The organism is Halomarina litorea (assembly GCF_024227715.1).
GTDB lineage: Archaea > Halobacteriota > Halobacteria > Halobacteriales > Haloarculaceae > Halomarina > Halomarina litorea.
The window spans coordinates 1-10,819 of the sequence record NZ_CP100453.1 but is presented as its reverse complement, the minus strand read 5'-3'; the positions used below and the strand labels follow the sequence as shown (position 1 = coordinate 10,819).

Sequence of the window (10,819 nt, the reverse complement as noted above, 5' to 3'; positions counted from 1 at the left end):
GCTACTACCAATAGGTAGAGACAGACCCATTCCTCGGGGCGCTTCTTCTCAGGAAGTGTCCGGGTGTTGGAGCACCCGAACAGGGCTGTCTTGGAGACTAAGCCCATGTCCGCCTACGATACCGCGACCCAAGAAGGAACCGACGACCGACCGATTACCGGCCCTCACACCGAGCTCAACAAGTACGACCGGCCGACCGGGGCGACGTACTGGCGGTGTGAGGCGTGCGGGATTGAGGCGATCCAGCGCGACGACGTTGAGGCCGAGTGTACCTGTGTTCGGGGCGGAAAGTAGGCGAGCGCCGGCTTTGTCTGACGTACTGTAATGTATCCACCCTTCGGGGTGTGTCACGGCGTCCGGCGAACGTCGTAGTTTACTACAAACCCCGACGTTCGCACCCGAGAAACCGACCACCGTTTAAGAACCATGTCGACGACACACACCGACGTAACGAATCCCGACGTTCAACACACCGATAGCGACGGCCGCGCCCGTACCTGGCTGAAACCCGAACAGGTCGACCGACTCCGGGACGTATGCCTCACCGACGCCGTCCCGACGTACCTTCAAGACCGTAACGAGGCGATCATCGCGCTCCTCTATGATGCCGGTCTACGCGCCGGTGAACTGTGCGCTCTTGACGTCGGCCACCTCGACGTAGACGCCGGGACGGTGTACCTCCCGAGCCGGATTCAGAAAGGCTCGCCCCCGCCGGCGACACTCGAGCTCGCGACCGACACCGTCCGCCTACTCCGGCGATACCTTCGCGACCGCTGGAAAGACACTGACGCCCTGTTTCCCACCCGCTCGAGCGACCGCCTCACCACTCGGTCACTCCAGCGACTCGTCGGAAAGCTCGCGACCGAGGCCGACGTCCGCCCCCAAGTCGCCGGCGGCGGTGTCGGCGAACCCGACGACGTCACGCCTCACACCCTCCGGCACTCGGTCGCCTATCGGATTATCCAGGTCGACGGTGGCCGCCTCGAGGACGCGCAACTTCGGTTACGCCATGCGAACCGGCAGACTACCGACCAAATATACAGCCACCTCGTCCCCCGGTGACGGGGGTTAGAATCCCGACGAATCCTCGAACTCCTCGGCGAGATCGGCGACGTGCGCCTCTACCATGTCGTCGAGGTCGTACTGTTGCATGAGCTCGCCCGTCGTGGCTATCTCGTCGTCGTCGAAGCCGTCGACCGCGTCGGGCGCCCCCTCGGCGAGCACCTCGCCGACTTTCTGTTGACTCTCCTCGTAGGCGTCGATATACAGCTGCATCCGCTCGAGGAGGTCCCGACACTTCTCCTCGGTGAGCCGCCTCGGCCCCGTCCAGTCGTCGAACGGGAGTCGCTCGGTTTGCGACGCGCCGAGGAACTCGTCAAGTGTCATATCGAGGTGCTCCTCGGCGAGGCGACGGTACGTGTAAAACGCTCGGTAGAACTCGGCGACGGTGTCGGTAAGGTGCTTTTCGGCGCGCGCCATAGCGGCCGGCTGATAGTTCTCGGTCACCTCGGTTCGGTAGCTGAGTAACCCGTCGGCCGCGAGCTCTGCGAAATACGGCCGCGAACGATCCTCGGTATCGAACGCTAACTCGAGCTCGTTCCGGTCCCACAGCTCGCGGTACTTCCCGGCGAGGCGTGACTCGTCGGGGTCGTACTGGGGTCCGTAGTCGTGAGGCCATGACGTCGGCGTGTCGGCGTTCCCGTACTCGTCGACGGTGAAATGGCCCTGGGATAGTTGCTCAAGCGCCTCGTTGAGGAGGACGACGGCGACGTGCATATTTCGGGTGTTTTGGTGCATTATTATCGCCGTATAGAGCCGCTCGAGCTCGGCGTTCGCCATGCTCGAGAGTGAAAACGCCTGTATCGCCCCGTGGGTAAACTCCAGGTCGCGGTGTTCGTATTCGTATCTCGGTGCCGAGTCCCGGAGCATTTCTATGCGGTCGTCCTGACCCTCGGCGGCCGCTTTCAGGAACATTCGCACCCGCTCGTCGGCGTCGAGGTCGCCGAGGACGGTGTCCTGTACGTTCTTGACGTCGTGCTGGAGGTCGGTGAGCCGTTTCATGATTGAATCACCTCAGTATCGGTCAACACCAGCCTCACCCATCGCCTGAGCAAACGCCTCGGCGCGGTCGTCGAGGGATAGAGGCGGGTCGGGACGCTCCATTCCGAGCCGGTCGGCATACTCCTCGCGAATCGATTGATACGCCTCGAGGTAATCGCCCTTGAGCGACAAGATGTTTTCACAATTCTCCTCGGTGATCTCCGGCACTGAGGGGGCCGGCGAGAGAATCATATCGGTGTCCTCCGGTGGCCTTGTGAGGCCCAGGAACTCGTCAAGAGTGACGTCGAGGTACTCCTCAGCGAAGATACGCCATCCGTGGAAGTGTACGTGCAACTTGACGAGCGTTTTCGCGAGCAACATTTCGACCCTCGCTAATTCCGATGGGATACGGTCTATCTCCAAGTCGTCGAACCCCGAATAGTCCTCGGCATACGCTATAAGACCGGTCGCCGCGAGGCCAGGGAACTGTTTTGTTGTCCCGCTCCGGTCGTCCTCGTCGAGGAGAGACTCGGCCGGGACGTCCTCCCACAGCTCGCGATATTTGGTCGCGAGGTATGCTGCGTCAGGGGGGTGTTTCTCGCCGTATGCGTACTCGGCGTCGTCGTGATCCGGCGCATCGAATCGTCCGAACTCGTCGATTTCAAACCCGCCGCGAGAGAGGCGACGTAGGCTTTCGTTCAACAGCATGAGAGCCATGTACCTGTCACGGTCGGCTTCGTGCTCGCTGATAGCCTGATAAAGCGTTTGAAGTTCGTACCTCGCCGAGAGGGAGAGGAGACTGTATCTCTTTATTCCGTCCGTGTACTCGAGATCGGTCGCCTCGTATTGTTTCGTCGGCGCTGTTTCGGTGAGCCACTCGATCCGCTCCTCGCGGTCCTCGGCGGCTTCTTTGATGAACACTCGTAGGCGTTCCTCGGTGTCGAGGTCGCCGAGGACACCCTCCGATACTCCTTTCAAGTCGTGTTTGAGGTCGTCGATAGACGTCATTTCTGTTGCTCCTGGTGTGCGTCTTTGAGAAACTCGAGCTGTTCCTGAATCTCCTCGAGGTCGGTTCGGTCGGTCACCCACTCGTCGTAATCCTTCGCCGTCTTCGCGGCTTTCCGGTACTCCTCGTTTTCGAGGAGGCCCTGTATCGACCGCTGAAAGACGGCGTCAATAGTGAGCTCATGCCGAGCGCCGAGGTTCGCGTCGACGTACTCGGCGATACGGTCGAGGTCTTTCGAGATTTGCTGTTGACTGACGCCGTAGCGCTCGGCCGCCTCGCCCTGGTGAATCATCGACGGGTGACCGAGGTCGCGCACCTGTTGTAGGAGCTCGGCCCGCCGTTCGACGTGGTCGTACTCCGTCGGCGGTTTCGACGGGATACTCACGGCCGCGTAGTCCGGCGTACTACTACTCCCTACAACCGAACTCCCGGCGGTCTGTTGCGACGAGGTCATAGAATACAGTTACCTCCGTGTATGGTGTCGCGGGGCGTAGGCGTGTCGGCGTCGCGACTGTTGGAACCGCGTACCTCGGCCGAGTGAGTGGGGCTAATCGGCGTCATCGGGCGGTCGGTCACCCCCGTTCGCAGGTGCTCGCGGCGGGTCGACCGTCGCGAGCGACGGGTCGCCGGTCGAATCACCGTCCTCGGCAGGGGGGTTCGTAAACTCCCACGTATAGATACTACTACGTGCCAGTTTACGAACCTCGTCGTCGTCGAGGTCCTCCAGGTCGACGGGTTCTAATTCGACGTCGCCGTGCTCGCCGAGCCGGTGGAGGCCATCGTCGCGCCACACTACCCGCCGGCCGTCCTCAGTGTCCTGTTGCCGCTGGAGGACGCCCCGCTCGCGAAGGTTCTCCAGGTGGTCGAACACCTGTTGTCGGGAGAGGTCGACCGCCGGGTGTGCGACGACGTCCGCCGTGGTCGCCGTGGTGAGGTCCCTGAGGGCGTCGACGACGTCCCGCATACCGTCGCTCCAGGTCGTAAGCACTCGGCCTTCGCCGGCGAGTGGTACCCACTCGGGGAGGGTGTCGGTGTGCACATAGACGACGGCGCCGTTCCCGTCGCGACCGAACCGCATTGCCGCCTGGAGGGTATCGTGCTCGCGCATATGCTGGAGGACGTCGTCGCCGAACCCGCTGTATGAGAGGCCGGCGCCTTTCTCCTCGCCCCGGTCGACCGCCTCGCCGGCGTAAGCGCCCCACTTCTTGATGTAGTGGTCGCCGTAGTGGTTCGACCCTATCACGGCGCCGAGCCGGGTGTCGTCGAACTCGTTACTCCCGAGGACGTTTCCGTAGTGTTTGGTGTCGGCGACGTGCTCGAGGACGCCGTCGGCGTCGTATTCGTGCTCGGCGGTGGTCGTAGTAATCACCGCTGGTCGCTCGCCGTGTCTCTCGGTGATCGCCTCGAGGAGGGCGGCGTCCTGCTCGGTGTTGACGTGGTCGGCCGAGTTGTACGGTTTCACGTACTCGGTGGTCCGAACCAGATTCAGATTCAGGGCGTCGCGGACGTACTCGGCGCGTTCGGCGCCTTGGAGCACCGGCCGGTGATTCAGTCGTTCGCCGAGGGCGAGCTCCCACATACGTTTCGTCGGCGTCCCGTCGAGGGCAACGACACCGCTCGCGTACTCGAGCGCCGGCGCCTGGAGCACCGACACCCCGCCTCGGGCGCGGTCGAACACACCGAGGCCGACGTCCTCGAGGTCGGCGCGTTCAAACCCGTTCCCGAGGTCGTCGCTCGCGAGGAGGGTAAACACCGCCAGGGGCGCGGCCGCGTGAGCGCTCGCGTCGTCGAACACATGGGTTTCGTCGGGTTCGACACCGTGCTCGTCGAACCACAGTAGCGCGTCGGCGCGCCGGCTTTGGTCGTCGCGGTTCTCGAGGAGGTCGGTGTAGTCGTCGAACGGGACGTCGTCGGTCGCCTGGAGCCAATACGATACGGCGCCCTGGAGCTCCGGCCCGAGGAGGGTTTCGTAGGCGTCGGGGAACTCGTCGAACACAACCGTCCGGCCGGCCGAGACTTTCGTTTTGTGTGCGTGGTTGTAGTGGCCTATGAGGACGTCGTACTCGTCGGGGTCAAAGTCCCATTTGCTCGCGTAGGGGCACCGCTGGCCCTCATGCTCCTGGCACGGGAGCGGGCGGTCGAGGACGTACTCGGCCGACTTGTGAATCTCCTTCGGCGTCGCGCCTCGGCGATACCACCCGGCGACGGTGTCGGCCCACTCCTGGCCGTGCTCGCCGTTCGCCGTGTCACAGTCGCGGGTGAAACTCGGGAGGGTGTAGTAGTCGAGGCCGTGCTCGTCGCACCACTCCCGGAACTGTTCGTACTGTTCTTTGTGTCCTCGGCCGGTGAGCACCGTCACCTGTTGGTCGGTGTCGGCGGCCGCTTTCACGGCGCCGTAGGACTTCCCCATAGTCGGAAGCGCCTCGACGAGCACCCGGTCGCTCGAGGTGTAGGCGTCGGCGATCGCGTCGACCGTCCGCTCGCGGGCGTCCTCGACGGTGAGGGTGTCGTCGTCGCGACCGGCGTGTTTCCAGTCCCACCCGCTCGCGGCCGTGGTAAGGTCGCGGACGGCGGCCGGGAGGACGGCGGTGTGCTCGCGCTCGCCGGCGGCTATGTCGCCTCGGCCGGGGTCGACACCGTACTCCTCGCGGACTTTCTCGAGGGCGGCGTTGTACGCCTCGCGCGGGAGTTTCCACCCGTCCATGAGGTCGCCGTCCTCCATGAGGTCGTGCTCGCGAGCGACGTACTGGAGGGCGCGGTGAGGGATCGGGTCGTCGTCGGGGATACAGCCCTCGCGTTTGGCGTGTCGCCAGGCCGCGAACACCTCGGCGTCGTCGAGGCGGCCGTTCGGTGAGGTCGGCCGTCGCTCGCCGGCGTCGACGAGGAGGTACGTGAGGGCGTTGTACGCGGCTTTGTATTTGTGGTCGTAGGCGACGCCGTGGCCCTCGAGGAGGACAAAGTAGTTCTCACTCTCGCCGTGGTGGCCGAGCGGGTTCGCTCCTCGGTAGTCCCACGACAGGCCGGTGACGTCCGGGATAGTGAGGTCGAATAGCGCCGAGTGGTCGCCGTCGGTGTCGACGGCGTCGGCGGTAATCGTGCTCGCCTCGGCGGCGTCGAGGGCGACGTCCCTCGCGGTGTCGGGGTCATAGGCCGGGTGTTGGTCGACGGGTTTCGCGCCGGCGAGGAGCGGCGTGAGGTCGTCGCTCCAGCCCTGGAGGTAGTCGTCGAGGTCGACTTTCTCGAGGCCGGGGCGCGGGAGCTCGGCGACTCTCGCCTCGAGGCCGTGGTCGTCGAGATAGGCGGCCGTCCGAACGGCGCCTTTGACGCCGTCGCCGAACTGCTGGAGGGTGAGCCGGTCGCGGTCGTCGACGTCACTCGTCGGTCGCTCGGCGTCCTGAATCAGGTACGCTCGCCCGACGTCCCGCTCGGCGAGCGCGTCGAGGAGGTCCTCGCGGTCGCTGTTCTTGAACTGCACCGTCACCGGCGAGAGACAGGGATACCCCGCCTGGTGAGCGGTGATCGCGTCGGCGATCCCCTCGGTGATAAGGACGGGTTCGCCGGGTTCGAGGGTGTCGAGGCCGTAAATCGGTTCCTCGGCGGTGACGTCCTCGCGCGTCACTTGGAGCTTATCGTACTTGTTGCCCTTCCAGTCGGCCGAGTGAACCGGGTCGGTCGCCCGCGAGATCGCGAACACCGGCCGGCCGTCGGCGTCGAAATACGGGAGGACGTAGCGCCCGCTCCAGGTCGCGTATAGGTTCCCGTCGTCGCGCTCGCCGAACAGCCCCGTTGCGAGAATCTCGTCGCGGCCGTGTCCTCGGTCGAACAGATAGGCGATTAGGTCGTCTTTGTAGTTCGCCGGCGCGTACCCGAGGAGTTTCTCGTCGATAGTGTCGGCGCTCCACCCGCGCCCGTCGCGGTAGTAGTCGCGGGGCGTGTCGTAGTCGCACTCGTCGGGGAGATCGCGGTTGAGCTGTTGGTGGAACCACTCCAGCGCGTCGACGAGCGCCGAACCGTCGGTATCGGGAGTGTCGGACGTCGTCGAGGCCGGTTTGTCCGCCTCGAGGGTGGGGTTTGCGTCCCGAGAATTCCCCTCCGACGCGCCGGTGTCGGGCGTTTCGAGCGCCAGGTGAGGCTCGTCGGTCGCGAGGGCGCCGTCGACGATGTCACCCCATACGGCCGGGTCGGTATCGGTTGCGCCGAGTGCCTCGGGCGTGGTCGCCTCGGGATTCAGTCGTAGGTACTCGGCGAGCTCCTCGAGCGTGTCGTCGTCGGTGTCGGCGGTAGTCATGAAGATACCTCCAGAAAGTCCTTCGCGTGATCCGAGCACCGGACGCCCTCGCGGACGGCGTCAGTGTCGACGGCGTCGTCAATCACCCGGACGGGCTCGGCGTCGCCGTCGCACCCGAGAACGTCGCACTCCTCGAGGCCGGCGGTGACGTGCATAAGCGCGGCCGTCGCTCGCCAGCCAGCGCTCGGCGAGGCTTCGGGCGTCGGTCGGTCGTCGTCGATACGACTATTCGTGTCCTGAGTGTCCGTCATGTAGCCCCAATGCCAGCACTAAGGCGTGCTGGAGGCCATTGACGGGCGTGGATGGCCGGCCGTTAGAGTATGCAGTAACTCTAAAGGCTCCGGCGGTAGAAGGAACACTCACAGGCACCACCGCCTGCTCGTCGTGTCACCGTCGCGCCCCTCACCCGGTCGCGTCGTGTGACACGTCGCGGCCGGGTTACCAAGCCCGAACTCGTCAAACGCCGTCGGCCCGGTCCTGGACAGATTCAGGCCGACGGTGTTTTCATCGATACTACCGTTCACGAGTGGCTTCTCTCGCCTCTCTGATTTAGTAGTTCTTCCAGAGCGGCGTCCATGCTCGGGAGGTCGTGCTCGTCGCGAACTTCCCGAAGCGCCTCGGCGCGCTCGGCGTGAACGGAAATCGTCGTAATCGTCGTCGCCATTCTCTATCTGCCCATTATTGCTCCTCCACCATTAATGCTTTTGTAGTGTGGGCATAGGGTGTTACCGTGAGCAGTAACGGAAATCGGGACTCAGATACCAGGATAGTTGACCCTGACGCCGACCGCGACCGGGGGATTCTCACGCCTCACGACAGGGCGTTTCTCCTCGCGGCCGAGGGCGAGAGCGTCCGGGCGGATATGAGCGATAGCGCCGTTCGGCAAAAGCGACACAAGATACGTAATCGTTTCCGAAACGCCCTCATCGACATACAGTACCTCCTCCTCCTCGAGGAGGACGACTTAAGCCGGCTGTTCCCGGCCGACGAGTGGGACGACTACGAGCTCGGTATCGTACATGGCGCCGTGCTCGCGGCCGTCTACCACATGATACGCGCCGACGCCGACCGCGAGGCGATTTTCGACACCCTCGAGGAGATTGTCGCGAACGACGTCATTCGCGAATACGCTGACAAACACGGCGTGTACGCGCCCGTCGAGGTCGGTGTCGAGATTGACGTCCCACCGCTCGAGGAGTGTCCGCCCCTGGAAAAGGTCCGGGAGGTGCTCGAGGCTGGCGAGGAGATACCGTACAAAGCCCACATGGCCCTCGACTACGGCGGTATGCACCCGAACCCTGAGGAGCATTTGTAACGGGGGCGGTGCGAGGAGGCCGCCGGGCGGTGTGAGCCCCGAAATTTCTTTCACACCGATTCGTCGTGACGCAGCTGTTAGACACGTGCCGCGAGTGTTTCAGTCTCGGTTCGGACTGACGGCAATAACCTCGACGTCGTAGAGGTTACCCCCTTCGGTGGTTTCGACGTCGTACCCACCCTCTACATCGACGCTGCCGCGTTCGGCAGCGTCGATGAGGGCGATGAACTGTTCGTGGAGCGCTTCCCGGCTCTCGATGGTCGGTGCTGTGTTGGACATGAGTCTCTCTGTGAACGAGCAATCCGCGATTCAGGGGTAGTTCACAGAGAAGTCGGTCCTCAAGGGGAATACCACGGTCACAGGAACCGTGAGTCAATCGTTCACGTGATGTGAGGGCGGCCAGACGGATACCAGTTGGTGTTCCCTCTACCATTGTCGTTCATGACGCCAAGACGTGCCGTTTCGACCGACTGTGGCCAGAACAGGCCATGAATTGAAGGAGGGCCGAATCGTGACACACACACACATGGACGATGTCGACCGGACGGATGGGGTCCCGATGACCGCACAGGAGCGAGACGCGTTGCAGACCGCCGTCGAGCGCGGGTACTTCGACGTCCCCCGGCGTATCACCACCGTCGAACTCGCCGAAGAAGTCGGCGTCACGGACCAAGAACTCTCGAAACTGCTTCGCCGGGCGACGGTCAAACTGGCCAAGCATGGTCACTGGGAGGAACAACACTCGGACACCGCAGAGCAGGAACGACGCTGTTGAGAGACCCACGCTCTCTGTCTAACAATCAGGAATCCTTTGTTCGTCACTCGCTCCCGCCGTCGGGTCGGGCCTCGTCGACCGCGTCGCCGTGGTCACGGGCCGGGGCGTCGTCCCATGCCCTGACGTCGACGCCCTCGCCGCCGAGGTAGTCGCGGATCTCCTCGCGCTGCTCGTGCAACTCCGTGCGGAGCGCGTCGATCTCCTCGTCGGTCATGGGTTCTGTATCCCGTGCCATTGCTCAAATCTCCGTAGGTAGCCTTCAACGTGCTCGCTCAAATGGGCTTCGGCGGCATTCAGGGCCGCGTTCGCCGGCATGGGCGGAGTGAGTTCGTGACTGTCGACCTTCGCCCCGTCGCGGTAGACGTCGATGTGTAACCCCTCCTCGGTGACGTCGTGGGTGGCCTCGTCACTCCCCTCGCCGTCGTGGTCGTACCGGACGACGGTGGCCCACTCATCGGCCTCCGGGTCGGTGCAATACTCGAGTTGGACGACGAAGCGCGTCACCTCGCCGTGGTCGGTGTCGATACCGAGCCGTCGCCGGGCGCTGCGGCCGGCCGCCGTCGTGAACTCCCGGTCGTAGTCTCGCGGATCGTCGGTCACGGTCACTCGTTGAGGGCGTCGCGGGCGGCCTCGTCGCCGGCGTACTGCCATTCCCCGTAGCCGCCTTTCTCGATACCGGGGTGTTCGTCGAGATACCGGGAGACAGACTCCCACAGCGACTTTTCGTTATCGTAGACGTCGCCGTGACGGTCGAACAGTTCGGCTTTCAACTCGCTGGTTTTCATCGTCCCCCGCCCCCGGAGGAGTCGAAAGACGTCGACCGTCGCGGCCTTCCCGTGAGACGTCCGGGGTGTCCGCCCGGCGAGGTAGGCGCGAAACTGCTCCTCTAACCTGTCGTCTCTCGCGAGGCTGTCCGTTCCGGGCGACCCACCGCTGTCGTCCGCCGGTGGCTCGTGCTCGCCGGTCTGTCCGTCGTCCCTGGTAGACCCCCCGTCGTCACGGAGTGGTTCTCGGACCGTTTCCGTCGCTTCTCGTCGGGGGCCCCCCTCTCCCCTGTCCGGTCGCCAGTATATCACCGTCCGTCCGGTCTTTCGCCGGTCGACGTCCCCCCGCTCGACAAGGCGGGCGAGCTTCTGCCGGGCCGCCTCAGTCGTACAATCGAGGTGCTCGGCGACGTCCGAGGACGTAACGACGGGAGGCCCTCGGACGCGGTCGAACACGTCGAGCACGCCCGCCAGCGTGACCGTCTCGGTGTACTTCCCGCTCTCGTCGCGCTCCCGTGCGGTCATGTCCCGTTGTATGTAGCCAATTGGCTTAGTCCTATTGGTGACTACAAGTAGACTTACCGCAATATGCAAGCCTATTGTCTATCTCCAAAAGGCTTAATACCATATG

The 10,819-nt window shown here is 63.9% G+C and carries 14 protein-coding genes; 4 read left to right on the top strand and 10 right to left on the bottom strand.

All coding sequences use genetic code 11. The annotated features are described in order from the left end of the window. The first annotated feature begins 105 nt into the window (after positions 1 to 105). Both NKG96_RS20825 and NKG96_RS20820 read left to right on the top strand, forming a co-directional pair. Positions 106 to 294: a DUF8118 domain-containing protein gene (locus NKG96_RS20825; protein ID WP_254538935.1), complete on the top strand. Its 189-nt coding sequence runs from the start codon at positions 106 to 108 to the stop codon at positions 292 to 294. A 132-nt stretch (positions 295 to 426) separates the two neighbouring features. Then, positions 427 to 1,062, top strand: a complete 636-nt coding sequence (locus NKG96_RS20820) for a tyrosine-type recombinase/integrase (RefSeq protein ID WP_254538934.1) — start codon at positions 427 to 429, stop codon at positions 1,060 to 1,062. Positions 1,063 to 1,068: 6 nt separating this feature from the next. On the opposite strand, the gene NKG96_RS20815 is transcribed toward NKG96_RS20820, so the two are convergent. The 6 genes from NKG96_RS20815 to NKG96_RS20790 form a co-directional block, all read right to left on the bottom strand. Beyond that, positions 1,069 to 2,061 carry a hypothetical protein gene (locus NKG96_RS20815; RefSeq protein ID WP_254538933.1) on the bottom strand — a complete coding sequence of 331 codons (993 nt, stop codon included), beginning with the start codon at positions 2,059 to 2,061 and terminating at the stop codon, positions 1,069 to 1,071. Between the two features lie 12 nt (positions 2,062 to 2,073). Continuing rightward, positions 2,074 to 3,048 carry a hypothetical protein gene (locus NKG96_RS20810; RefSeq protein ID WP_254538932.1) on the bottom strand — a complete coding sequence of 325 codons (975 nt, stop codon included), beginning with the start codon at positions 3,046 to 3,048 and terminating at the stop codon, positions 2,074 to 2,076. Beyond that, entirely contained in the window at positions 3,045 to 3,431 is a 387-nt protein-coding gene (locus tag NKG96_RS20805; RefSeq protein WP_254538931.1) for a hypothetical protein, read from the bottom strand. Before NKG96_RS20805 ends, NKG96_RS20810 begins: the two co-directional genes overlap by 4 nt. A gap of 162 nt (positions 3,432 to 3,593) precedes the next feature. Then, positions 3,594 to 7,334, bottom strand: coding sequence for a hypothetical protein (locus NKG96_RS20800; RefSeq protein WP_254538944.1), 3,741 nt, complete (start codon positions 7,332 to 7,334; stop codon positions 3,594 to 3,596). Further along, positions 7,331 to 7,585 carry a hypothetical protein gene (locus NKG96_RS20795; protein ID WP_254538943.1) on the bottom strand — a complete coding sequence of 85 codons (255 nt, stop codon included), beginning with the start codon at positions 7,583 to 7,585 and terminating at the stop codon, positions 7,331 to 7,333. The genes NKG96_RS20800 and NKG96_RS20795 overlap by 4 nt, the downstream gene beginning before the upstream one ends. 269 nt (positions 7,586 to 7,854) lie before the next feature. After that, a complete protein-coding gene (locus NKG96_RS20790) occupies positions 7,855 to 7,998 on the bottom strand; it encodes a hypothetical protein (protein ID WP_254538942.1) in 144 nt (47 codons plus the stop codon). A 66-nt stretch (positions 7,999 to 8,064) separates the two neighbouring features. Here NKG96_RS20790 and NKG96_RS20785 point away from each other — a divergent pair, with 66 nt between their 5' ends. Continuing rightward, positions 8,065 to 8,649, top strand: coding sequence for a DUF8102 family protein (locus NKG96_RS20785; RefSeq protein WP_254538941.1), 585 nt, complete (start codon positions 8,065 to 8,067; stop codon positions 8,647 to 8,649). A gap of 99 nt (positions 8,650 to 8,748) precedes the next feature. On the opposite strand, the gene NKG96_RS20780 is transcribed toward NKG96_RS20785, so the two are convergent. Then, entirely contained in the window at positions 8,749 to 8,928 is a 180-nt protein-coding gene (locus NKG96_RS20780; RefSeq protein ID WP_254538940.1) for a hypothetical protein, read from the bottom strand. Positions 8,929 to 9,160: 232 nt separating this feature from the next. On the opposite strand from NKG96_RS20780, the gene NKG96_RS20775 reads away from it, so the two are divergent. Next, positions 9,161 to 9,424, top strand: a complete 264-nt coding sequence (locus tag NKG96_RS20775) for a helix-turn-helix domain-containing protein (RefSeq protein ID WP_254538939.1) — start codon at positions 9,161 to 9,163, stop codon at positions 9,422 to 9,424. Between the two features lie 43 nt (positions 9,425 to 9,467). Here NKG96_RS20775 and NKG96_RS20770 read toward each other — a convergent pair whose 3' ends face one another. The 3 genes from NKG96_RS20770 to NKG96_RS20760 are packed head-to-tail and all read right to left on the bottom strand — an operon-like array spanning position 9,468 to position 10,713. Then, on the bottom strand, positions 9,468 to 9,638 hold the full coding sequence (locus NKG96_RS20770) for a hypothetical protein (RefSeq protein WP_254538938.1): 171 nt from the start codon (positions 9,636 to 9,638) through the stop codon (positions 9,468 to 9,470). Next, positions 9,635 to 10,024, bottom strand: coding sequence for a DUF7718 family protein (locus NKG96_RS20765; protein WP_254538937.1), 390 nt, complete (start codon positions 10,022 to 10,024; stop codon positions 9,635 to 9,637). The genes NKG96_RS20770 and NKG96_RS20765 overlap by 4 nt, the downstream gene beginning before the upstream one ends. Positions 10,025 to 10,026: 2 nt before the next feature. Beyond that, positions 10,027 to 10,713: a helix-turn-helix domain-containing protein gene (locus tag NKG96_RS20760; RefSeq protein WP_254538936.1), complete on the bottom strand. Its 687-nt coding sequence runs from the start codon at positions 10,711 to 10,713 to the stop codon at positions 10,027 to 10,029. Positions 10,714 to 10,819: the final 106 nt, after the last annotated feature.